The organism is Brevibacillus sp. FSL L8-0520 (genome assembly GCF_037963895.1).
GTDB lineage: Bacteria > Bacillota > Bacilli > Brevibacillales > Brevibacillaceae > Brevibacillus > Brevibacillus borstelensis.
On sequence record NZ_CP150171.1, the window covers coordinates 3805384 to 3828239 of the forward strand.

Genomic DNA, 22856 nt, shown 5'->3' on the forward strand with positions numbered 1-22856 from the left:
CGCTTCTGTCCATGGAGCAAGATCGAGTAAACGGAAGCAGCATGGATTCGAATTGTATTAGCGACCATGCACGGCAGTAGAAAAAAACCGGAGCGATTGAGAGCTCCGGTTTTTTCCGTTTACAAGTTGTTTAGAATTTATTCAGAGCATCAGGCGATAATAGCTCTTGGAATCCAGCAATGAAAGCAGTTGCGAGCGAACCAACTACTGATATACAGGGAGAGGAAATTCCATACATGCAAACCGTGACCGATCAAAAATTCGCTATTTTATCGTCGATTCAAAATCATTTAGCCATGATCAGGTTTGACACGCAAGGAAGGGTTATTTGGGCGAATCAACTTTTCGCTTCCACAATGGGATATGCGGTCGATGAAATTGTCGGCCTCCATCACAGCCAGTTTTGCTTGCCTGAATATGCATCAAGCAAAGCGTATGTAAATTTGTGGGATGGTTTGCGTCAGGGGAGAGCATCCCAAGAAAAGATCGTACGGATTTCGAAGGATGGACGAAAGCTGACGCTGGAAGCAACTTATATGCCTGTTATTGAGAATGGCAAAGTGGAAGCAGTCGTCAAGGTGGCTACTGATATCACAAAACGTGAATCAGTTCTTCAGCAAAGTACCGCAGAATTGATGGCTATGGTCGAGGAGATGACTGCCAGCACGGATCAAGTATTGGATGCCTCAAAGCTCATCTTGAACCAGATGACCAAGTTGAATATTGAATCTGAAGCAGTTACCGATCAGGTAAAAAGTATCCAATCCGTAACGAAAATTGTCAAAGAAATTGCCTCTCAGTCCCATATGCTAGGTCTAAATGCCGCTATAGAAGCTGCCCGAGCCGGTGAACACGGACGCGGTTTTGAGGTCGTTGCGAATGAAGTCCGGAACATGGCGGCATCCAGCAAACAGTCGGCGGAAACCATTTCGGTTCAGTTGACGGATATCGCAAAATCGGTATCTTTGATGATGCAGAGCATCGAAGCAATCACCGCTCAAATCTCAAACAATTCGAGAGCGATAGAAGAATTAAAGACGGCTTATCATCAAGTCGCCACGGCAACCAAAAGATTAACATCCTCGATGTAACGTGGAACAATAGTTGAAAACGACAGGCGCAACAGCGGCGGACTGCGTTCCTCTCCCCAGTCCGCCGCTGTTTTCCCATATGCGATAAGCCCTTTCGAGACGTCCGCTTTCGATTTGGACCAAAAAAAGACGGACACTGGCAACGATTACGCATCCGGCGTCGGAACGGCAGGAGCATTTTCGCCTCCCAGCCTGCGCCGGGCGGTTTCTCTTTTGCCTACGGCCGGGACGTGCTGACCGGCTTTGGCCAATCCATACACAGGCATGTTTACGTACATGCACTCGTACATTCCCGCCTCCACCAAATACGTTTCGTGAAAAAATCCGACCCCTCCCGACTTTGCCGCCTTTTGATTGAAATCTCTCCACGCAGACAGGTGCAGCTCCCCGCTTCTGGCATACTGCTCCAGCTGGTCAAACGAGCGCCAATACTGAATCTGGACAGGGCCCCGTGCGCTCATGAAAAAGGCGGCGTCAAGAAAGCCCAGCTCCTTGTTTCGATACAATTCTTGCAGCATGCCATTCATCGCCTTTACGACAGGAAGCCATTGATTCACGGCAAGCCAGTTGTTCACATGCAATCCGATGACAAACACGACAAACGGCCCTTCCATCTCTGCCGTATACCGCCCCGCTAAAATTTTCCCCATCTGGATCACCTACCTGAATAAAAGTTTGGCATGAAGCTCGTAACATCCGAGAAAATCCTGCGATTGATAGATGTGGGCGGTCAAATACGCACCGTAAAAGATCGTGTGCAGTCCCATAACCAGGTCATTTACATCCGCATCAGCCGCAATTTCGCCATCAGCCATGGCCTGCTCTATGCAACGGCGGAACAAATCGTCGAGACGAGGAACAAGCGAACCCGCCTGTTCTTCCTTTCCGGGATAGTACAAATGGAGTTCCGCCTCCGTCAGCTCCGGCATGCATGGATGCATTTTCACCTCAGTTAAAAAACCGATAAGGCTCAGCATAATACCCGGATGCTGCTTCGCGTTTTCATCCACCTTTTGAAATACGTGACGAAGCGCCGACAGCCCCCTTTTGGGCGAATCGGCCAGCTCCAGCAGCCGATCGGTCACCCACAGCCGCATGTAGTAAATCAGCAGGTCCTCCTTCTGGGGAAAAAACTTGAAAAAGGTCACCTTGGAAATCTCCGCTTTTTTGCAGATCTCCTCGACGTACACCTCGCGGAAGGATTTCTCTCCGATCAATTCCAGACACGCATGCAGCAGTGCTTGCTTCGTTTTCGCTTTTTTCCATTCCCTGAGCGGAATGCTTCGTTCCATGGGAGCAGCTCCTTCGCAAATAAATACAAACTCATATTAATAAATTAACTTGAGTTAATTTTAAAGTCAACCATTCCTCACTTCCCCCTCTCCCTCTCATCATCCACCCGGCTCAAAAATTTCTCTTCCCCGCTCTCCAGGCATTTGCATACCTTGTAAGAGAGAGAACCTAAGGAGAGAATTTCGTGAAAATCTGTTTTTCCTGCCACCTAGAAAAATTCAAGCCAAAAGGGAATGTCCTGCAGTTTTTCATCATGCTCCAGGCGATTGACCGGGAAGTGGAACGGCTCCCTGCCCAAGAGCGCGAGGGATTTGTCCTGCACTGCGTCCTGCCGTTTCGATATGTAAACGGGATGGGGGGCTTTCGCTTTCGCCATGTTCGCTTTTATCAAGCCGCGGAGCTGAACAGCAAAATTATCAGTCTCGATCAGAAGCACAGCTACGACTTTATTTTTATTCGCAACCGGACACAGGCTCGCGAGTTTATCAAAAAGAAGCCTTCCCTGGGCAAAAAGCTGTTGTTCCTCTCTATTCACTACAATCTGAACGACCCGATCATCATGAACAAGGTCAATCACTTGTTCGACAACTCCCGCATGGTCTTTTTTCAAACCGTGCCCAATGCCAGGCGCTACCGCGAATATCTGGAACGGAAAACGAGGTATTCCGCTCGGGAGCTGGATCGCAAAATTCAGGTCCTCCCTCAATTCGTGGAGGGATATTCCGGTGATCAGGACCCCCAGCCGCAGCCGAATCCCCCGCTCGACCTGATTATGGCCGGGGTGCTTCGCCCCCGTTACGGACTAGAAACGGCCGTGAACGCCATCAGGCTGATTCGCAAGGAATTTCCGGGGGCAAAGCTCAATGTGCTCTACCCGTCTATCGTGATCCGTTACCGGAAACAGGCTCACGAGCTGCTCCGTTCCCGAGGTGTGCGGAATCACGGACAAAAATCGATGTGGGAAACAAAGCGGATGATTCTGCAAAGCGGAATTGGCCTTGCCCTGATTTACGACAACACATCAGACAAAAATCCGTCTCATTCGTATCTTTCCCGCGTCCTGGAGTACATGGCGCTCGGTGTGCCTGTGCTTACCACCAAAACCGTCGGCAACATCCATCTGCTTGGAGAAAAGTATCCGCTCTTTGTCAAAGACGAACACGACATTCTCAAGTGCTACAGGAAGCTATCAGATCCGGACTATTACCAGCAGATGTGCCAGTACGTGAAAAGCCGGGGCAAGCACTACCTTGCGGAAAACGCGGTCAAACCGTTCTGGAATCTGCTCATGGACGAGTGGAAAGCAATGAAAAAAGGGCGATCCCCCAAGTAGAAAAACCTGCTTGAGGGGCCGCCCTTTTCCCTGTTCATTTTAACATTTTTCCCATGCGATAAGCGGATTCCATGATCGGCTCCGCAATCTCCATCATTCTTTCCAGCGTGAGGCGGTTGGAGGGACCTGATACCGCCAGCGCGGCAACCAATTTTTCGTTCCGGTTAAAAATCGGCGCGGCTACTGCTGCTGCTCCCAGCTCCCGTTCCTCGACACTGGTGGCAAAGCCTTGGCGTCGGATCTGCTCCAGCTGTTCCAGGTATGCGTCGCGGTCGATCGATTCGGGCCAAAGCGGGTCACTTAGCACTTCTTCCCTGACAGCCGGTTCCGCGTATGCCACCAGAACCTTGCTCGATGCGCCTACTGACAGCGGCATGCGTGCCCCGATAGGCGCGACCCTCCGGATAGCCTGGTTGCTCTGCACTGCCTGTATGCGAATCCGCTCATTGCCGTCGCGGACATACAAGCTGATCGTTTCCCCGACGACATCCCGCAAACGCTCCATCTCCGGCAGCCAAAGGGTGGCCGGGTCATCGGAATGCGCCAGATTCACGGACAGCTCCCACAAGCGAAATCCAAGGCGGTATTTCTCCGTCTGAGCGTCGCGTATTAAAAATCCCTTGTTTTCCAGAGTGGCCAGCAAGCGGTGTACCGTACTTTTATGCAGCGACAACCGCCCGGCGATCTCGCTTAGCCCCAAGTCGGTTGAATCCGTAAAGCAAAGCAGGATGTCAAGCGCCCGCTCTACGGCTCGCACGTTAGCTTTCTGTTCTTCCATTCGTTCCACCTGCTTCATTAAAATCGGTTCCGTACGTTTCACCTGATGAAATGAGGTTCTATTTTTAAGTATACGAAAAAAAGCGGCGAAGAGTAAAGAGCAGAATGTGACGCGTCCTGTCAGGCTGTCAACGCGGCCATTCCTTTTGAAGTGCGCCTTGAAGTGCGCCATCCACCTAATTTTCCCCTGAGTGGACATCTCCCCATCGCTATTCGCTGATAGAAACATAGATTGAAAAGGAATGAAACCATAACTTCAGCTCATGGAGGGATGACCGCTCGTGGGTAAATACAATGAGTCAAAGCTGAAAAAATACCGTGTCTTGCGTCGAAATTCCCGCTTGGCCTCTACTCTTCCGCGCACCCGACTCTTCTCCAAGCATGCGCTCCGCCATTTTTTAAAACAGTATCGAAAAGTTATTGCCAAGCCGATCGCAGGCAGCGGCGGTGCCGGTGTCATCCTGATCACCGGCCTGGGAGATAACCACTACAAGGTCCATCGCGGCTGCCGCAAACGTACGATTCGCGGCAAATCAGCCACCTACCGCTACATCCGCAGCCGGATCAAGTCGCAGTACTTGGTGCAGAAAGGAATCTCGCTCGCCCGCGTCAACGGCCGTCCGTTTGACATTCGTGTCATGGTCCAGCGCCGTTCGGGCTCCTCGTGGGTCGTGACCGGAATGCTCGCCAAGGTGGCTGGAGCCGGCTATATTATCACCAACATCAAGCGGAGCGGAGGAAGAGTATTGCCGCTGCGTTCCGCGATACAGCTCTCATCGCTTCGATCCGCTTCTGCCGATCAACTGATTCAGCGTTTGAAAGCGGTGGCGGTCGCAGCCGCCAAGCAGCTAAGCACCTACTATGCCAATCAGAGGGTGTACGGTTTGGATATGGCTTTGGATTCTTCGGGACGGGTCTGGATCATCGAAGCCAACCTGCGGCCCGATATTTCCCTGTTCCTGAAGCTGAAGGACAAAAGCCAGTACCGCCGCATCCGCTCCTATAAACGGTAGTATCCAAAATCGGACGAGCGAAGCCAAGGAAGGCTAGACGAGCCTTCTGCCGTACAGAAAGCAAAAAGCCCCGACAGCTCTCGCAGAGGTCGGGGCGTTCGTCGTTTATGCTAGAAATCAAAGTTATCCGGGTCCGGACCAAAACGCTTGTTTTGATTAAGGCGGCTGATTTGCTCCATCTCTTCAGCTGTCAACGTGAAGTCGAACACGTCGGCATTTTGGCGGATGCGCTCCGGCGTGACCGATTTTGGAATCGTCACGACACCGTTTTGCAGATCCCAGCGCAGGATTACCTGGGCAGGAGACTTGCCGTATTTTTGTCCGATTTCCACCAGCACCGGCTGGTCGAGGTTGCCTTGCATCAGCGGGCTCCACGCCTCCATCTGGATGCCGTTTTCCTTGCAATAAGCGAGCAGCTCTTTTTGTGTCAGGAGCGGGTGGTACTCTACCTGATCCACGGCCGGGACGATTTCACTGTTCTGTTTCAAATCCTCCAAGTGATGCACGTGGAAGTTGCTGACTCCGATCGCTCGCACGTATCCGTCGCGGTACAGCTTTTCCAACGCTTTCCACGTATCCAGATACTTGCCTTGTACCGGCCAGTGCACCAGGTACAGGTCGAGGTAATCCAGGCGCAGCTTTTTCATGCTTTCGTCAAACGCCTTCAGCGTCGTCTCGTAGCCTTGATCGGAATTCCATACCTTGGTCGTGATGAACAGTTGGTCGCGGGCAATTCCGCTGTCGCGAATCGCATCGCCCACGCCAGCCTCATTGCCGTAAACAGCAGCGGTGTCGATGGCGCGGTAGCCGGTCTCGATAGCCGACAGGATCGCGCGCTGCACCTCATCCCCTTCTTTCACTTTCCACACGCCGAGGCCGAGCCAGGGCATTTTGATTCCGTTGTTTAAGACGGTGGTATCAGCAAGATGCGTTGCCATTCGATTTCCTCCCGTTCTATCGGTTTTATGTATCTCGCTTGATAGTGTAGCACAATGGCGATTCCAAAAAAAGGCGCTGCGCCCTTCGAATATGCTTTCCGTGTGCTCTCCTTGAACAGGGCTGTACACCCTGGGACACAAGTGACGGCTGCTCCACGGGACGGTTGCTATACAAGACGGTTCCTGCATGAAACCGTTGCTGAACGAGGCGGCTGCCCCAGGAGACAAAAAGCGGGCCGATACGTTCCTTGCGGTGCTGCGCGCAATCGCATCGGCCCTGAATGCCGCGTATGGAACGCCGCTTTTGATGCTTGTCATCCGTTTTCATGCTTATCATCGCTTCTTGTACGAACGGCTCATCCTGCGTGAAGCGCCCGAATCGTCTCCAGAAATTTTTTCATCGTTCCCGTCATGTGCGAGTCCCGTCTATGGATGAACACGGTCGAGACCGTGGAATATTCCTCGGGTATGGAGAAGCAGCGAATCTTCCCCTCTCTCTCCAACCGTGACACGGTCGGCCGCGGAACCAGCGAAACGCCCAGCCCCGATGCGACGACGGCCAGTATCGTCTCAAGCGTCCCGAACTCCATGATCTTCGTCGGCGCAATGCCCTGGCTGCCGAGCCAATGAACCAGACGAGAGCGGTAGCCGCAGCCGGAGCGAAACACAAGGAGCGGCTTTGTGCTGCATTCCTCCAGCGACGCAGGCCCATCCTCGGCCCTGGCGATCAAGACCAGCTCCTCTTCGATCAAGGGCTCCTGGACAAGCTCCGGGTGCTGGACCGGACCGCTGACAAACGCCCCGTCCAGCTCGTACTGGAGGACGTCCCTGATCAAATGCTCCGTGACGCCGGTCATCAGCGACAAATCTACGCGCGGATACTTTTTGTGATAGGCGGACAAGATGTCAGGCAAACAACTGACAGTTTCCACCGAGCCGACCAGGAGCGGACCGGACGGGTCTTCCTCGTCCTGAAAGGCGAGCTTCATTTCTTCCATCATCGCCAGGATCTTCTGCGTGTACCCCAGCAGCTTTTTCCCCTCGGGATTGAGGCTCATTCCCCTGCGATGCCGATAAAACAATTCGGTCCCCAGCTTCAGCTCCAGATGTTGAATCCGGGCTGTCACATTGGACTGTACGTAATTTAATTCTTTCGCCGCCTTGCTGACACTGCCCAGCTCAGCCACAGCCTGAAAAATCCGCAGATCGCTGATCTCCATTTTCGCTCCCTCTTTCTATGTTTCCGCCGCTTATCTTCCACCCCCATTGTATCACTGACAATGATACATTTCATCATTTTCAATCATTTTACATGATGGTAATTTCGGAATATGATATTCATCGTGAAAAATTTGTTAGCGAAAGTGAATTGCGAAAGGAAGTCACCTATGAACAAAGAGCACATCATGAAAGGGGCCTTGCTCTGCCTGATCGCCAGCATGGCGTGGGGCGCCATGTTTCCGGTCGCAGAAAGCGCGTTTGCCCATCTGGACCCGTTTTACTTTTCCGTTATCCGTTATTCGGTTGTTTCCCTGCTGCTGCTTGTTTTTCTCTGGATCAAGGAAGGCAGACAAGCACTGCGTCTCGAAGGCCGCGGAGTCTCTCTCTGGTTTTTCGGGACCATGGCATTTACCATATACAACTTGCTGGTCTTCTGGGGCCAAAACCAGTTGGGCACCTCGGGAGTGATCCTCGCATCCGTCATGGAAGCGCTCATGCCGATGCTGTCCGTACTCGTGCTGTGGATGTATAAAGGCCAGAAGCCTCAACCGTTTACCATCGGCTGCATCGCCCTCGCCCTGGTCGGCTGCTTTTTGGTGATTACGAAGGGCGACTTCCGCTCCTTCCTCCTGGGGGGAGACAGCCTGCTGCCTGTCCTGCTGATATTGCTCGGCGTACTGGGCTGGGTGATCTATACGATCGGGGGCAACCACTTCGCGTCGTGGTCAGTGCTGCGGTATTCGACTTTGAGCTGCGTGCTGGGAACCGGGACCTCCCTGGTGATCGTCCTGCTGCTGACAGCCTTGGATGTCCTGCACGCCCCATCGCTCCAGTCGGTATTTTCCGTCGGCTACGAGCTTGGCTTCATGATCGGAGTCGCGGGAATCCTGGCTCTGCTCAGCTGGAACGCGGGTGTCAAGCTGCTCACACCGATCAACGGCATCCTGTTTATCAACTTTGTTCCGGTCACCACTTTTCTGATCTCCGTCTGGCAAGGCTATCAGATCACGATGTACGATGCCGGAGGAACGCTCTTGATCATTTTGGCTTTGATCAGCAACAACCTGTTTCAGCGAAAAAAGATCAAGCTTGCGGTGTCGGGCAGAGCCGCTTCCAAGGAAGCCTCTTTTTGACCGCCCCGTGGCGCTCAGCTCCCTATTGCTTCAACAGATAAAAAAAAAGCCACGCGCCATGGCAACCGTTCCGCATAGGAACCTGCCAAGCGCGTGGTTTTTTCTTGTGTTTTCGTTCCGTTGTCTTTTATGGTGTCCTGAAGTTTTTACGCCTCCAGCGGCGTGACCGCATCGTGCATATGCATGTCCATCTCTTGCAGATACGCATCTTTTTGCGATTCGCTCCACCCCAGATGGCTGGCCATGTACGCGACCACGGCATCCTTCCACTGTTTCGCTTCGTTGATCCGGAAGAACAGAGCACCCGTCCGTCTGATGAGGAAATCGACCGGCTTCACTGCCATTTCCGCTTCCATCGCATAGCGCAGCGAAACGAACCAGTCAAGCGGCAGACCGGACTCCGCGGCCTCCCGGGCGTGCCCTTCGGCTAAGCGGAACAGTTCATCTACATTGGAGCCGTAGAAACGGGCCAGCCGCTCTGCTTGCTGACGGGTAAAGCCGTATCTCGTTCCCTCTTCGGTTTTCCGTTCGATAAAGGCGGGCAAGCTCGCACTGCCTCCCACTTTTCCGCCGGAAATAGGCATATGCTTCGTTGCACAAGGTCCAAATGTCCCTTTTCCTTCTTTTTGCAGCAAATCAGCGACCATGTCGACGACCATCTCGGCCATTTTCCGGTACCCCGTCAGCTTCCCTCCGGCGATGGTGATCAATCCCGAATCGGATTGCCAAATTTCGTCTTTGCGCGAGATTTCCGAAGCGGATTTTCCTTCTTCGTAAATCAGCGGGCGAACGCCTGCCCAGCTTGATTCGACGTCTTCGTCTTTGATATCGAGCGCAGGGAACATATAGCGGATCGCATCAAGCAAGTACTGCTTGTCGGCACTCGTCATCCGCGGATGGGAAATCTCCTCTTTGTAGAACGTATCGGTTGTCCCTACATATGTTTTTCCGTCGCGAGGGATGGCGAACACCATGCGTCCGTCGGGCGTGTCAAAATAGACAGCTTGTTTCAACGGGAAGCGGCTTTGGTCGATGACGAGATGCACCCCTTTTGACAGCTGCAGGAATTTTCCTTTCTTGGAGTTGTCCCGATCCCGCAGCGTATCTACCCAAGGTCCTGTCGCGTTTACGATTTTCTTTCCGTACAGCTTGTATTCGGTGCCGTCCAGCTGATCGACGACCTTGACGCCGTTCACCTTGCCGTTTTCGTACAAAAATTCCTCAACCTTGGCGTAGTTCACCGGCAGCGCCCCGCGCTCGGCGGCTTCTTTCATCACCTCTATGGTCAAACGGGCATCATCTGTACGGTATTCTACATAATACCCTCCGCCCAACAAATCTTTTTGCTTGATCAGCGGCTCTTTGGCCAAAGTCTGCTGGGCATTCAGCATTTTCCGGCGCTCTGAGCCTTTCACCTGGGCCAAATAATCATAGACTCGCAGGCCGATGGATGTCGAGAATTTGCCGAAGGTCCCGCCTTTGTGGATCGGCAGCAGCATCCATTCCGGTGTCGTCACGTGAGGGCCATTTTCGTACACGATTGCCCGCTCCCGTCCGACTTCCGCAACCATCTTCACTTCAAACTGTTTCAGATAGCGCAGGCCGCCGTGGACCAGCTTGGTCGAACGGCTGGACGTTCCCGCAGCAAAATCCTGCATTTCGACCAGGGCAACCTTCATGCCCCTCGTTGTCGCGTCAAGGGCAATGCCCGCTCCGGTAATTCCTCCTCCGATCACCACGAGGTCAAAGAGCTGATTGTTCATTTCTTCCAATCTCTTTGTTCTCTGCGCACTTGAAAATGTCTCTGCCATTTCATTCCCTCCCGAGGTTGTACAGAAAAACAAAAAGAGACCCCAACGAACACTATAGCTAAACTATAATGCATTGAGGTCTCTCCGATTCTCCAGACGAAATATTAACTTATACAATAATATAACATAATATGCCTTCCGATAAAAGCCATAGCTGCAATTACCGCTCGTTTCCATCCCGGCTGCATTTCTGCAGCTTTTTCCAGGGCCGCGAATGCCTCTGTACCAAAGGACGAGGCGACCATTTTTGGACAACGTCCGCCTTGTAAAGCTCCGAAACGCACCTCAGCCTTTCGGAGCAAAATGCTCCCAAAGCTTCCGATTGGAGGTGGTAATAGCCGAAGCTCCCCCTTGCAAGGCCATGTTCACGTCATCAATCGTTCGAATCAGTCCCCCTGCCAAGATCGGGATCTTCGTTCGTTCAAACACTTCTGTTATGATCGCAGGCATGGCGCCCGGGAGGACTTCAATAAAGTCGGGCTGCGTCTTTTCCAAAAGCAAATAGCTTTTTTCCAATGCATTGGTATCCAGCAAAAAAATACGTTGAATCGCCAATACCCCTTTTTGCTTCGCTTTTAAAATGACGCTCGACCTGGTTGAAATCAATCCCGCCGGCTTGATTTGCTGACAGAGAAATTCCGCGGCGTACTCATCGTTTTTCAAGCCTTGCACGAGGTCGGCATGCAAAAACATTTTCTTCTTATGTTTCTCTGCCATGTCATACAAGCCTTTCAATTGCGCGATATGCGTATCCAGAAACACCCCGTATTCGTAGGGGGATTCCAAAATATGATCAAAATCCTTCATATGGCGGGCAGCAGGAAGTATTTTTTGGCCGTTAAAATTCATCAAGATCCACCTTTCTTCCGATAACGTCCTTCCTCCAACTAGGATGCATCGATCATTTCCATCTTACTGCAAAACAGCTTGCAGACAGAAAAAAACCCACCTTTTGCAAACTCCCCTTCATCGGGGAATTCAACAGTGGGTCTCCATCTCTCCGTCACTTCGTATTAACTTAGTTTGATTTAAGCAGATCGTGTAACCGTTGTCAATTGCTCTGAATGGAGCCGCACTCCCCGCAAATTATTTCTGTTAATAGAGAGGACCGATTCGGTCAATCCGGTTTGTCCAGATGCCGCCGGTATAGCCGGAAGGCAGCCGCTTTACATCCTCGGGGGTATCAAATCCGGTTGAAAAGTCGCTTCCGTCTCCTCCCACCACGATAACGCGTGTGTGGGCGTTATCCATGCGCTCCAGAAAACGAGTCGGCCATCCCCACAGCCAAGGGCCGATTTTTTCGGGAATATGCAGCTGCGTATGCTCGCATGCGGCTGGAACGTAGCCTGTCCAGCCTGCAGCCATGTAAGGGATCAGACAGCTTTTCATCGTTGCTTTCGACATCACTCTGACGCTGGGCAAGCCTTCCTTCAGGGCCGCTATCGGTTCATCTCCGCCATACACAGTCAACCGCTCCAATTGGCTGGCGGGCAATCCAGAGAGAAAGGCGGCGAGCTGCTCTCCTTCGGTCGGATCGTTGCTCTTCACGTGGATTAAAAACGATTGCTCGGGAAAATGGTTCAGCACTTCTTCCAGCGACGGCATCAAGCCGATTCCCTTTCCGCGAAACGGATATGTTTTTCCTTGGTCGGCTGTGTAGCCGTACCCGATATCCAATCGCTTCAGCTCTTCCAGGGTATGCTCGCGCGTAACCCCTTGTCCGTTGGTCCGGCAGCCTAGCGTCCAATCGTGGAAAACGGCGAACTTGCCGTCTCTGGTGGGCTGAACGTCAAATTCGACAATGTCGGCTCCAGCCTGAAAAGCCGCTTCCATAGACGGGATCGTGTTCTCCAGAAACGGGTGCTCCGGTTCGTAAATCCTCTCCGCTGTGCACGTCTCGCCTGTAATTCCTTCCATATGAAAGGTTTGGGCCATACCCCGATGGGCCAGCAGCAGCGGAGCTTCATTGCTCGCTTTTGTAAACAGAGAGCTGTTGTTTATGTAGACAAATGCAGCCAGCACAAGCAGACACAAAACGAATTTGTTCTTCAGTATTTTTTTCAGCTTCTTCATCGAGTCCTCCTGTTGTAGATTGCATGATGTAAAGCAAGAATATCATGAACCTTCTCCATATGGCTAATCCGGCTACAGCTCTCCCAGCGGTTGAAAACCAATCGCATGTACACGTGCCTTGAAAAAATAAGGCTGGCTGCCTCTTTTACAAGTGCAACCAGCCTGTGCTCATTTCTTTGCGGTCATTCTGTTTTCTTACGGTCCTACGACAAGAACAAATAAGCGAGCGGGGTCGTAAACACAAGCGTGAGAATCGTCCTCTCCAGCCAGATCGCGATCAGCTGCGGGATGCTGATCGGAATCTCCGTAGACAAGATGCACGGAATCGTGGCGGAGAAGAACAGGATAGACGAGACAGAGACTACCGCGATCACAAACTTGGTGATCAGGGGCGCTCCGGTCACAATCAGCGCGGGCAAAAACATTTCGGCGATTTCGATCGCGGATGCCTTGGCCGCGAGGAACGGCTCAGGAAGCTGCAGCAGCCACGTGACCGGATAAAACAAATAGGCCAGCCAGTCAAAAACAGGCGTGAACTGGGCCAGCACCATGCCGATCAAGCCCACTGACATGATCGAAGGCAAGATGCCCATCGTCATGATAAAGCCGTCGCGCAGATTCACCCAGATGTTTTGGCCAAGCGACATCGACGATTGGGCGGCGTGCATCGCGTCGCTCCAGGCATGCTGGAGCCTGCGTCCGGTCACCGCCTTTTCCGGGTCCCCTTTGCCATCGTAATACTCGTCGCTCATCTTGCTGAGCGGCCAGATGCGGACGGTCACAGCCGTCACCAAAAACGTAACCACAAGCGTGACCCAGAAATAAAGGTTCCAGTAGGCCATCAGATCAAGCGTCTTCGCCACCACAATCATGAATGTGGCAGAAACCGTGGAAAAGCCGGTGGCAATGATCGCCGCTTCCTTGACCGTATACTTGCCTTCCTTAAAGACGCGGTTTGTAATAAGCAGGCCGATCGAGTAGCTGCCGACAAACGAGGCCACCGCATCGACAGCGGAGCGGCCTGGTGTTTTCCATACGGGACGCATAATCGGCTGAACCAGTACGCCTATAAACTCCAACAGGCCGTAGCCGACCAGCAAAGCCAGGAAAATGGAACCGATCGGAACGACCAGCCCAACCGGTATCACGAGCTTTTCAAACAGGTACGGCCCCATGTCTTTGTCCATCAGCCAGGCTGGTCCGATCTGAAAGAAGATCAGAGCCACTACGATCACACCCAGCACCTTGAGAAAGGAAAAGACAATGTTCACCTTGTTTTTCTTCCACGTGCCTGTAGCGAACGGATAGATCGCTCCGAGCAGGATCACCACAAAAGCATACAGAGGGATGACGCCCGGGACAGTGCCCCGCAGCCAGGTGACGATATGGTCCAGCGGGATGGAGGAATTTCCGTTTACCGTTATCGGGATAAAGAACATAAAAATGCCGATCAAGCTGAAAATGAGAAACTTCCATACATTGGCCGGCGTAGCTGGAGCAGTGGCCGGATTCGTTTCTGCAGCAAGCCCGTTTTGCGGATGATAGTCCATAAGGGTCCTCCTCTGGCTGAGTTGTCGGTCCCTCTCCCTTTTCCTATCCAGATAACTGCTATCTCTCTTTTTCAAACGGCACAGGCTGCCTGCCATCACCCAATCGAGGAGAGAGTGCCCCCTCGCACTCTCTATTCTGGACCGGGTTATGACGCTTTACGCCAACCGTCCTTCTTTTACTACCGTGATGCCTTTTTTCACAACTGTGTGAACGTGGTTGATGCCGTATCGATATTGCAGGGTCATGTAATCAGGCACATCAAATATCGTTACATCCCCCTGCTTGCCCTGCTCAAGACTGCCGATCTGCCCGCCGCGGCTGATCGCGTGGGCCGCATTGATCGTCGCGGCTGTCAATACCTCCGCAGGGGTCATGCCCATTTTCAGGCAGCCCAGATTCATGATCAGCGGCGTGGAAACAGTCGGCGAAGAGCCTGGATTGCAGTCCGTCGAGATCGCTACGGCCATTCCCGCGTCGATCATCTTCCGGCCATTGGCCGACTCCGCCATGAGGAAGAAGGCGGTCCCCGGCAGGAGGACACCGATGACGCCCGCTTCTGCCATCATTTGAATGCCTTTGTCAGAAGCGCGCAGGAGGTGGTCAGCCGATACGGCGCCGATGGAGGCAGCCAGCTCGGCTCCTTCATACGGCTCGATTTCATCGGCGTGAATTTTTGCTTTGAGTCCATACTCCACGCCTGCTTCCAAAATGCGGCGGGACTGCTCGGGGGTAAACACTCCGCGCTCGCAGAATACGTCGTTGAATTCTGCCAGCTTGCGGCGGGCGACTTCGGGAAGCATTTCGCGAATCACCAGCTCGACGAAAGCATCGGGATCGTGCTTGTATTCGCGAGGGACGGCATGCGCTCCCATAAAAGTGCTGACGATGTCAATCGGATGCGCTTGGTCCAGCTGCTGTGCCACTTCGAGCTGCTTGATCTCATCCTCGAGAGTGAGGCCGTAGCCGCTTTTCGCTTCTACGGTCGTGACCCCGTGGAGGAGAAATTGATCGAGCCGCTTCTTGCTCTCGGCAAACAGGGTCGCGTGATCAGCAGCGCGGGTCGCGGCTGTCGTCGCGTGAATGCCCCCGCCGTTGTTCATGATTTCCATATAAGTAGCGCCGTTTAAGCGCATGTTGAATTCATTTTGACGGCTTCCGGCATGGACGAGATGGGTATGAGGATCAACCAGACCCGGCGTTACCAGCTTGCCGGACGCGTCGATGACTTCTGCCTCATGGGCTCGCCCCTTATACGCCGCTTGCAGCTCTTCATCCGTCCCGACCATTTCAATCCGGCCTTTTTCGATCCAGAGGCTGCCGTTCTCGATGATTCCCAGCTCATTCATTCGCTTGCCTGTCACCGGTGCGGCAGAACCGCCGGCCAGCGTCACCAATTGGCTGGCCCGGCGAATCCATACAGGTTTGTTGTTCATGGCGCTTACTCCTTTAGCATCGGGATTTTGACGCCTTTTTCCTTGGCTGTCTTCACCGCGAGATCATAGCCTGCATCCACATGGCGGACTACCCCCATGCCCGGGTCGGTCGTGAGGACGCGCTCCAGGCGCTTCTCTGCTTCCGGCGTTCCGTCAGCCACGATGACCATGCCGGCATGCAGCGAATACCCCATGCCTACGCCGCCGCCGTGGTGGACGGATACCCAGCTTGCTCCGCCTACCGCGTTGATCAGGGCGTTCAGGATCGGCCAGTCCGCAACTGCATCGCTGCCGTCCTTCATCGCTTCCGTTTCCCGGTTCGGAGAAGCGACAGAGCCGGAATCCAGGTGGTCGCGGCCGATCACGATCGGAGCGCTCAGTTCGCCGCGGGCCACCATGTCGTTGATGATTTTGCCGAAGCGTGCCCGCTCGCCGTAGCCCAGCCAGCAGATGCGCGCCGGAAGTCCCTGGAAGGACACCCTTTCGCGGGCCATGCGAATCCAGTTGCACAAGTGCGTGTTATAGGAAAACTCGCGGAGAATCACTTCGTCTGTCTTGTAGATGTCCTCCGGATCACCCGAGAGCGCCGCCCAGCGGAACGGACCTTTGCCTTCGCAGAACTGCGGACGGATGTACGCGGGTACAAACCCCGGGAAGCGGAACGCATCCTCCACGCCTTCGTTTTTCGCCACCTGACGGATATTGTTGCCGTAGTCGAAGGTAACGGCACCCTGCTCCTGCAGCTTCAGCATTGCGCGGACATGCTCGGCGATGCTCGCCACCGCTTTCGCCTCGTACGCTTTCGGATCAGCCTTGCGGAGTGCTGCCGCTTCCTCCAGCGTCATGCCGACCGGAATATACCCGTTCAACGGGTCGTGGGCGGACGTCTGATCAGTCAGTACATCGGGGATGAAGCCGCGCCGCAGCATTTCGTTCAGGACGTCTACGGCGTTGCCCAGAAGACCGATGGACAGGTCCTTCTTGGCCGCTTTGGCTTCCTTCGCCATCTCGATCGCTTCATCCAGACTTTCTGTCATCACATCGAGATAGCGCGTTTCCAGACGGCGCTGGATGCGTGTGCGGTCGATTTCGATGTTGATGCTCACCCCGCCATTGAGCGATACCGCGAGCGGTTGAGCGCCTCCCATACCGCCCAAACCGGCAGTTACTGTGATCGTGCCTGCCAGCGTACCGCCGAAATGCTGACGGGCGCACTCGGCAAATGTCTCGTACGTCCCCTGCACAATTCCCTGGCTGCCGATGTAGATCCAGCTGCCGGCGGTCATCTGTCCGTACATCATCAAGCCCTTTTTGTCGAGCTCGTTGAAGTGGTCCCAGGTCGCCCAGCGCGGCACCAGATTGGAGTTGGCCAACAGCACGCGCGGCGCATCCGCATGCGATTTGAATACGGCAACCGGCTTGCCGGACTGGATCAGGAGCGTTTCGTCGCTCTCCAGGTTTTTCAATGTTTCGACAATTGCATCGAAGCATTCCCAGTTCCGGGCTGCCTTGCCAATGCCGCCGTACACGACCAAATCCTCAGGGCGCTCCGCCACTTCCTCGTTCAGATTGTTGAGCAGCATCCGAAGCGCCGCTTCCTGTACCCATCCCTTGGCATGAAGCTTTGTACCTGAATATTGCTGGATCAACTCTTGAATCGATTGTGTCTTCGTCATCATTGCACCTGCCCTTTCCCCAATAGGTCTTTGTATATGTAGTATAGAAGAGACCAATCGGGGAAAAACAGGCATCCTTATTTCGATTTCCTTTCGGTTTTTTCGGAGATTTCGGATAACCGGAAGCGCTTCCAACCAGAAAAAGAAAAAAATTTACGATTTATTGCTTTTCTTTTGATTTCGAAACGAACGAGGGGTTGTCCCCCGCTTTTCCTTAAAAATCTTGCTAAAATAATTGGCGTTTACAAAGCCTGTCCGCTCGGCAACCTCCTGGATGGAAAGGCGCGTCTCCAATAACAGCCGCTCTGCTTCGCGCAAGCGTATCGTCGTCAGCATCTGGCGAAAGGACACTCCCTGACGCTTTGACAAAAGCGAGCTGAAATAGGCGGGACTGCGGTCCACATGCCGCGCTGCCTCCTCCAGCCGCAAATCGGCGCGGGCGTAGTTTTCCTCCAGGTAGCGGATGGCCTGCTCGATAATATCGAGGCGGGCTCCCTCGCGATTCGTCGTCGCGGAATCGAGCAGCTCGTAGATGAACAAAAGCAGCTCCTGGACGATCCGATAGAGCACCGGCGTGTATAAGATCGTATCGAATACGCGGTGATACCAATCCTCCAGCGCTCCTTCGTCCAGACAGTGAGACTTCATAAATCTTCTCACCTGGGCCAAAATGCTGGTCAGGCGGATACGAAGCAGCCCCGGCTCGGGATACGGCTCTTCTTTATGAAGGAACTGCCGGTACATCCACTGCTTCACCTGTTCGCGGTCGCCGTCGTGGAGCATGTCAATCCACGCCCTTTGCTCCGCCGGAGTCAGAAAAGGATCGATGACCGCCCAGTTCACCTTGTTCTCCACCACCGATATTTGCCGGTATCCTTTGAAAAAGCGGATGTCCAGCGCTTCGACGGCATACCTGTACTTCTGGTGCAGACTGAGCATTTGATCCTCGGCGTCGTACAAAACGAGCGAAAGCGACTCCGAATGCTGCGCTTCCCAGTCCATCAGCAGCCGTTTTCCTACTTCCAGCAGCGAAGCGAGAGGCGCCTCGTTTTTCAGATCGAAAAGACAGACGATCACGTCGCTCAGCGGCAAAAGAGCAGGCTTGTCCCGAAACGGATATGTCTCCAAAAATGTCAGCAAATCCCCGTGCCGCGCTGTCTCCTCGAGCTGCAGCAGCATCAGCTGAAGTCCCCTTCCCGGCGTTTCCAGAGGCAAAAACAGACTGCGGTACGATACCGCCGATCCGTAATGGTCAGTCTGCACTTCGCTTGCTTTTCGGGCCACCGTCCTGTCCTGGCAGCAGCGGGTCAGGACACGCCGGATATGCTCGGGAGTTTGCGGCTTGACCCACAGGTCGATGGCGTGAAGCTCGATGCCCTGTACGGCGCGCTCAAAGGTGGCCTCCGCTGTTGTTACAATGACTGTCGGCCGGTATTGGGAGGTCAGCATTTTCAGTCGCTCCCACTGTTCCTTGGACACCATGTCCAGCTCGACGCAGACGACATCCGGCCTTGTTCCTTCGAGGACGCGGAACAGCTCGGAAGCCGTCCCGGCGGTGACAACCTCGTCAAAGGGGATGGCACATGTGGAAACAAGCCAACTGATGCCCGTCCGTTCATTGGCGTCCCGGTCCGCGATCAAAAGCGTCGTCATGCGATCTCCTCCTGTTCCGTGAGACTAGCTGGGTTATGCCCTGCATGGGATTCCTCGCAATCCGGCTTTGCCGGCAGAAATTCTGTCAGACAAGGGAAGGGCTGCCAAAATGGCAACCCTTTTACTTTCCAACCTTCCATTCTATTTTGCTGCCGATGACATGATCGAACGGGACAAAGCCGATCTCGCGGGAGTCCAGGCTGTTGTTGCGGTTGTCTCCCATGACGAAGATGTGGCCCTCCGGCACGGCCCATTTCCCGTCTTCTCCCTCCATCTTTTCCTTGATGTAGGGCTCACTCAGCTTCTCGCCATTTCGATAGAGCTGATGGTCCTTAATCTCGATGACGTCACCCGGCTTGCCGATCAAACGCTTTACATACATGAAATTTTCGTTCTCTTTTCCCAAAAACAGATGGATGAGCGGATGGCCGACCAGGTCATCCTGAAAGCTGCGCTCTCGATCCACGCGACTGTCAATTACCACGATATCGCCGTAGTCCGGCAAATACGAAAACGTATGGGACAGCTTCGATACATAGATTCGCTGCTGATCTTGCAAGGTTGGGTCCATCGAATGCCCTTCTACCTTGAACGGCTGAAACACAAAAATGCCGAGCACAAGCGCAAGTCCTAGCGCAAATGCCAATGAACGGACCCATTCCCAGATCTCTCTTAGCTTCACCGGCAACCCCGCCTTTCGATTTTCAAAATTTCCTCGAAAGCTATCATAGCATAAAATGGCGGCGGAGCCAAAAATATACCAAATTATGGATCTCTGTGAGACCGTTCACATATTCTCATTTCTTTCAGTTTCCTGAACAAAGTCGCCCGACTGACCCCTAAAAGCTGCGCCGCTTCCTCTTTCGGCCTGTTTGCTCTCTCCAGGTGAGTCATGACCCGCCTGATTGTGCGCTGCTCGATCTGCTTTAGATTCCAGCTTGAGCCTTCTCCCGGCCCGACGACAGGCTGGGCCTTGCCTTCAGCAGATGGGCTTGTCCACAACGTGGCGGGGAGATTTTCCGGAGAAATGAACAAGCGATGCTCCATCGTGGACGCATACTCGACGACGTTGGACAGCTCCCGTACGTTACCGGGCCAGTCATGCTGGACGAACCTGGCTTGTACCTCCGGCGTAAAGCCGTTTAGCTGTTTTCCCAAACGTGCAGCGTTTTTCTGCAAAAGAAGGTGGGCCAGAGGCAATATATCTTCCCTGCGCTCCCTTAGCGGAGGCAGATGGATCGGGATGACATGCAGACGATAATACAGATCCTGCCGGAAGGCGCCCTCTCTGACCAGTTGGGCGAGATCGCGATGGGTCGCCGCCACCACTCTTACGTCGACACCGACGGGCTGGCCCTCTCCTCCCACGCGGACGACCTGCTTTTCCTGCAGGACACGCAGCAGCTTGCCCTGCAAATGCATCGGCATATCCCCGATCTCGTCGAGGAAAATCGTCCCTTTGTCAGCCGTTTCAAACAGTCCCTTTTTTCCTCCTCTGCGGGCTCCGGTGAACGCCCCCTCTTCGTATCCAAAAAACTCGCTCTCCATCAAAGTATCGGGAATGGCGGCGCAGTTGAGAGAAACAAACGGTTCGTTTCTGCGGGGACTGGCCTTGTGAATCGCTCGTGCGAACAATTCCTTTCCCGTGCCGCTTTCCCCCAGAAGCAGGACGGTGGAATCACTCTCTGCCGCACGTCTTGCCATCTCTTTCGCCCGTGTGATTACGGCGCTGGTTCCGGTTATCTCGGCAAACGCATCATCCTGCTGCATAGCCGCCTGCAGTCTCTCCAGGGCAAGCTGCTGCTCCCGATACATCTGATGTTCTTTTATTTGCATCGCGATCAGCTCTGCCATTTTTTGCAAGAAAAGCAAAATGGAGTCCACATCGGAAAAAAGCCGATCCCGCTGTTTCTGATCAAAGGCGAGCAGCCCGATCACTCCCACGCCAATCCCGTTCACCCGAATCGGACAGCAAATCTCCCCGGTTTCCGCGCAATTCCCGTAATGCATGCAAGGACGACAGAGCGGATCGGTACCCGGGCTGTCGATCACGACAGGCTGACCCGTCCTGAGCGCTGCCTGGTAGACAAAATCTTCTCCGGCCATCGCTTGCAATCTGCCCGGCTCAGTCTTGCCTGTACCGGCGATTCGCAGCAACTGATGGTCAGCTATCTCTACCTCCACGTGCAATACGGACGCGACTGCCTCCGCAATCTGTTGAACCGAGTCGGCTATTTCCCGCAATGACACAGCGCATCCCCTCTCGTTTTCCGTCTCCCTCCATTATAGCTGGCGGGAGGCACAAGAAGGATCTGGAACAAGTGGATACTTTCCGCCCCATACGACGTCTTCGTACTGTTTCGCATCCGTATTTCCCTCGGTACTGAAGAGCAGGATCACCGAGTCTTTGCCCAGCCCGAGATGTTCCCGCAGCGCAGAGAGCTCACCTGACCGCATGATTTCCGCAAGCAAGCCGAGTCCTACCGCTCCACTCTCACCGCTAATGATGCGGGGGTCATCTCCCGGGGGAGCTGCCAGCATTCGCATCCCGGTCGCCGCTACCCAATCGGGACAGCTCACGAAAGCTGCGGCATGATCGCGCAAAATCTCCCAGGCGATCGGGTTCGGTTCTCCGCAAGCAAGCCCGGCCATAATCGTCTCCAGATCACCGTCTACCGTATGCGGAGCACCGTCGCCTATCTGTGCCGACTGGTACAAGCAATTTGCCGTATGAGGCTCGACAATGATGGTGGCCGGCCTCCGATCTCCCAAACAGCTTTGCAGATAGCCATGCACGGCTGCAGCCATCGAGCCAACCCCCGCCTGCAGAAAAACATGTGTCGGCACAGGCTCTCCGGACTCCTCGAGTTGTTCCAGCGCTTCCCTGGCCATCGTCGTATAGCCCTGCATAATCCATCGCGGGATGTCCGTATAGCCTTCCCATGCGGTATCCTGGACGACCTGCCAGCCGTTTTCCTCGGCCATTTTTCTCGACAAGCGGACAGCTTCGTCGTAATTGCCATCTGTCACATGCGCCTCGGCTCCTGTCTGCCGAATCGCTTCCACCCGCTGCTCTGCCGATCCCTTTGGCAGAAAGACGACTGCTTTTTGTCCCAACTGCTGCGCTGCCCAGGCGACCGCTCTGCCGTGATTCCCATCGGTCGCAGTGACGAACGTTACGGCTCCGAGCTTTTGCTTTGCCTCAGCCGAACGAAGCAGCTCGAAGCTCGCCTCTTCGACCGGAATCCCCAACCGGGCGCTCAAATGTCTGCCGATCGCATAAGTGGCTCCGAGCACCTTAAAGGCGTTCAGGCCAAAGCGGTAGGATTCGTCTTTGATAAAAATGGCTCTCACGCCGAGACGCTCAGCCAGGTGTTTCAGGAAATGAAGCGGAGCAGGCTTGTAGCCGTGAATGGAGCGGTGGAACCGGATGACCTCCTGCGTTTTGGCCTCATCCAAAAATGTCGCCGCTTCTCGCGGTCGGCCTATCGTTTGGTTCCCTGTTTCTTGAAGAAAATAGCGAATACCCGTTTCCATTGACATGATTTCTCTCCTCCTTGTTTACCCGCAATAAAGGAATGCTCCATTGCTGCTGAGTCGATTGGTTGGAATCGATGCTCTGATTCGATACTCTGAATCGACTATTCAGAGCTTATTTCTGTGCAACTCTCATGCCATGGAGGAGGGGAGGCAGTGAACGGTTTCATTTTTCGTACAAGAATCAAAACGATACTATATTTGACTCATTTTGATTCTTTCGTCTCTTTTTGAGACTTTTCGCTTTTGGTGGTCACAGCCTGCCGCAAAAGCTCCGCGATCCGCTTTTGCTCCTGCTCGGCGATGATCACGTAACTGAGAGA

19 protein-coding genes are annotated in these 22856 nt (G+C 53.8%); 4 read left to right on the top strand and 15 right to left on the bottom strand.

Features of this window, described 5'->3' with window-relative positions:
• Positions 1 to 179 precede the first annotated feature (179 nt).
• On the top strand, positions 180 to 1091 hold the full coding sequence (locus tag NSQ24_RS19055) for a methyl-accepting chemotaxis protein (RefSeq protein WP_228006791.1): 912 nt from the start codon (positions 180 to 182) through the stop codon (positions 1089 to 1091).
• A 146-nt stretch (positions 1092 to 1237) separates the two neighbouring features.
• Here the strand turns inward: NSQ24_RS19055 and NSQ24_RS19060 are convergent, their stop codons facing one another.
• Together NSQ24_RS19060 and NSQ24_RS19065 are read right to left on the bottom strand one after the other, a co-directional pair.
• On the bottom strand, positions 1238 to 1741 hold the full coding sequence (locus tag NSQ24_RS19060) for a DUF4188 domain-containing protein (RefSeq protein ID WP_122957920.1): 504 nt from the start codon (positions 1739 to 1741) through the stop codon (positions 1238 to 1240).
• A gap of 9 nt (positions 1742 to 1750) precedes the next feature.
• A complete protein-coding gene (locus NSQ24_RS19065) occupies positions 1751 to 2383 on the bottom strand; it encodes a TetR/AcrR family transcriptional regulator (protein ID WP_003389129.1) in 633 nt (210 codons plus the stop codon).
• Positions 2384 to 2568: 185 nt separating this feature from the next.
• Between NSQ24_RS19065 and NSQ24_RS19070 the strand changes: the two genes are divergently transcribed.
• Positions 2569 to 3717: a glycosyltransferase family 1 protein gene (locus NSQ24_RS19070; protein ID WP_003389128.1), complete on the top strand. Its 1149-nt coding sequence runs from the start codon at positions 2569 to 2571 to the stop codon at positions 3715 to 3717.
• 34 nt (positions 3718 to 3751) lie between these two features.
• On the opposite strand, the gene NSQ24_RS19075 is transcribed toward NSQ24_RS19070, so the two are convergent.
• On the bottom strand, positions 3752 to 4495 hold the full coding sequence (locus tag NSQ24_RS19075) for an IclR family transcriptional regulator (RefSeq protein ID WP_003389127.1): 744 nt from the start codon (positions 4493 to 4495) through the stop codon (positions 3752 to 3754).
• 280 nt (positions 4496 to 4775) lie between these two features.
• Here NSQ24_RS19075 and NSQ24_RS19080 point away from each other — a divergent pair, with 280 nt between their 5' ends.
• Entirely contained in the window at positions 4776 to 5507 is a 732-nt protein-coding gene (locus NSQ24_RS19080; protein ID WP_031933130.1) for a YheC/YheD family protein, read from the top strand.
• 110 nt (positions 5508 to 5617) lie between these two features.
• Here the strand turns inward: NSQ24_RS19080 and NSQ24_RS19085 are convergent, their stop codons facing one another.
• Positions 5618 to 6445, bottom strand: coding sequence for an aldo/keto reductase (locus NSQ24_RS19085; protein WP_003389125.1), 828 nt, complete (start codon positions 6443 to 6445; stop codon positions 5618 to 5620).
• 356 nt (positions 6446 to 6801) lie between these two features.
• Entirely contained in the window at positions 6802 to 7665 is an 864-nt protein-coding gene (locus NSQ24_RS19090; RefSeq protein ID WP_251247271.1) for a LysR family transcriptional regulator, read from the bottom strand.
• Positions 7666 to 7833: 168 nt separating this feature from the next.
• Here NSQ24_RS19090 and NSQ24_RS19095 point away from each other — a divergent pair, with 168 nt between their 5' ends.
• Positions 7834 to 8799, top strand: a complete 966-nt coding sequence (locus tag NSQ24_RS19095; RefSeq protein ID WP_339166387.1) for a DMT family transporter — start codon at positions 7834 to 7836, stop codon at positions 8797 to 8799.
• Between the two features lie 146 nt (positions 8800 to 8945).
• Here NSQ24_RS19095 and NSQ24_RS19100 read toward each other — a convergent pair whose 3' ends face one another.
• The 10 genes from NSQ24_RS19100 to dpaL form a co-directional block, all read right to left on the bottom strand.
• Positions 8946 to 10610: a glycerol-3-phosphate dehydrogenase/oxidase gene (locus NSQ24_RS19100; protein ID WP_243014250.1), complete on the bottom strand. Its 1665-nt coding sequence runs from the start codon at positions 10608 to 10610 to the stop codon at positions 8946 to 8948.
• A 285-nt stretch (positions 10611 to 10895) separates the two neighbouring features.
• Positions 10896 to 11459 carry a glycerol-3-phosphate responsive antiterminator gene (locus tag NSQ24_RS19105; protein ID WP_003389120.1) on the bottom strand — a complete coding sequence of 188 codons (564 nt, stop codon included), beginning with the start codon at positions 11457 to 11459 and terminating at the stop codon, positions 10896 to 10898.
• A 246-nt stretch (positions 11460 to 11705) separates the two neighbouring features.
• Positions 11706 to 12683 carry a glycerophosphodiester phosphodiesterase family protein gene (locus NSQ24_RS19110; RefSeq protein WP_339166390.1) on the bottom strand — a complete coding sequence of 326 codons (978 nt, stop codon included), beginning with the start codon at positions 12681 to 12683 and terminating at the stop codon, positions 11706 to 11708.
• Positions 12684 to 12886: 203 nt separating this feature from the next.
• Positions 12887 to 14233 carry a YjiH family protein gene (locus tag NSQ24_RS19115; protein ID WP_031933134.1) on the bottom strand — a complete coding sequence of 449 codons (1347 nt, stop codon included), beginning with the start codon at positions 14231 to 14233 and terminating at the stop codon, positions 12887 to 12889.
• Positions 14234 to 14389: 156 nt separating this feature from the next.
• Positions 14390 to 15667 carry an imidazolonepropionase gene (gene hutI, locus NSQ24_RS19120; RefSeq protein ID WP_171506892.1) on the bottom strand — a complete coding sequence of 426 codons (1278 nt, stop codon included), beginning with the start codon at positions 15665 to 15667 and terminating at the stop codon, positions 14390 to 14392.
• A gap of 5 nt (positions 15668 to 15672) precedes the next feature.
• Positions 15673 to 17343 (bottom strand): urocanate hydratase, encoded by a 1671-nt coding sequence (hutU, locus tag NSQ24_RS19125; RefSeq protein ID WP_024982884.1) that lies wholly within the window; start codon positions 17341 to 17343, stop codon positions 15673 to 15675.
• Positions 17344 to 17496: 153 nt separating this feature from the next.
• Positions 17497 to 18996 carry a helix-turn-helix domain-containing protein gene (locus NSQ24_RS19130; RefSeq protein WP_024982885.1) on the bottom strand — a complete coding sequence of 500 codons (1500 nt, stop codon included), beginning with the start codon at positions 18994 to 18996 and terminating at the stop codon, positions 17497 to 17499.
• A gap of 121 nt (positions 18997 to 19117) precedes the next feature.
• Positions 19118 to 19684: a signal peptidase I gene (gene lepB, locus NSQ24_RS19135; protein WP_085974956.1), complete on the bottom strand. Its 567-nt coding sequence runs from the start codon at positions 19682 to 19684 to the stop codon at positions 19118 to 19120.
• A gap of 77 nt (positions 19685 to 19761) precedes the next feature.
• Positions 19762 to 21246, bottom strand: a complete 1485-nt coding sequence (locus tag NSQ24_RS19140) for a sigma 54-interacting transcriptional regulator (protein ID WP_003389112.1) — start codon at positions 21244 to 21246, stop codon at positions 19762 to 19764.
• Between the two features lie 33 nt (positions 21247 to 21279).
• Entirely contained in the window at positions 21280 to 22539 is a 1260-nt protein-coding gene (dpaL, locus tag NSQ24_RS19145) for a diaminopropionate ammonia-lyase (RefSeq protein WP_172920713.1), read from the bottom strand.
• Between the last annotated feature and the right edge of the window lie 317 nt (positions 22540 to 22856).

Bases quoted from the DNA above. Each gene is read 5' to 3' on its own strand.
- NSQ24_RS19055 (WP_228006791.1), top strand. From the start codon at position 180: ATGAAAGCAGTTGCGAGCGAACCAACTACTGATATACAGGGAGAGGAA.
- NSQ24_RS19060 (WP_122957920.1), bottom strand. From the start codon at position 1,741: ATGGGGAAAATTTTAGCGGGGCGGTATACGGCAGAGATGGAAGGGCCG.
- NSQ24_RS19065 (WP_003389129.1), bottom strand. From the start codon at position 2,383: ATGGAACGAAGCATTCCGCTCAGGGAATGGAAAAAAGCGAAAACGAAG.
- NSQ24_RS19075 (WP_003389127.1), bottom strand. From the start codon at position 4,495: ATGGAAGAACAGAAAGCTAACGTGCGAGCCGTAGAGCGGGCGCTTGAC.
- NSQ24_RS19085 (WP_003389125.1), bottom strand. From the start codon at position 6,445: ATGGCAACGCATCTTGCTGATACCACCGTCTTAAACAACGGAATCAAA.
- NSQ24_RS19090 (WP_251247271.1), bottom strand. From the start codon at position 7,665: ATGGAGATCAGCGATCTGCGGATTTTTCAGGCTGTGGCTGAGCTGGGC.
- NSQ24_RS19095 (WP_339166387.1), top strand. From the start codon at position 7,834: ATGAACAAAGAGCACATCATGAAAGGGGCCTTGCTCTGCCTGATCGCC.
- NSQ24_RS19100 (WP_243014250.1), bottom strand. From the start codon at position 10,610: ATGGCAGAGACATTTTCAAGTGCGCAGAGAACAAAGAGATTGGAAGAA.
- NSQ24_RS19105 (WP_003389120.1), bottom strand. From the start codon at position 11,459: ATGAATTTTAACGGCCAAAAAATACTTCCTGCTGCCCGCCATATGAAG.
- NSQ24_RS19110 (WP_339166390.1), bottom strand. From the start codon at position 12,683: ATGAAGAAGCTGAAAAAAATACTGAAGAACAAATTCGTTTTGTGTCTG.
- NSQ24_RS19115 (WP_031933134.1), bottom strand. From the start codon at position 14,233: ATGGACTATCATCCGCAAAACGGGCTTGCTGCAGAAACGAATCCGGCC.
- hutI (WP_171506892.1), bottom strand. From the start codon at position 15,667: ATGAACAACAAACCTGTATGGATTCGCCGGGCCAGCCAATTGGTGACG.
- hutU (WP_024982884.1), bottom strand. From the start codon at position 17,343: ATGACGAAGACACAATCGATTCAAGAGTTGATCCAGCAATATTCAGGT.
- NSQ24_RS19130 (WP_024982885.1), bottom strand. From the start codon at position 18,996: ATGACGACGCTTTTGATCGCGGACCGGGACGCCAATGAACGGACGGGC.
- dpaL (WP_172920713.1), bottom strand. From the start codon at position 22,539: ATGTCAATGGAAACGGGTATTCGCTATTTTCTTCAAGAAACAGGGAAC.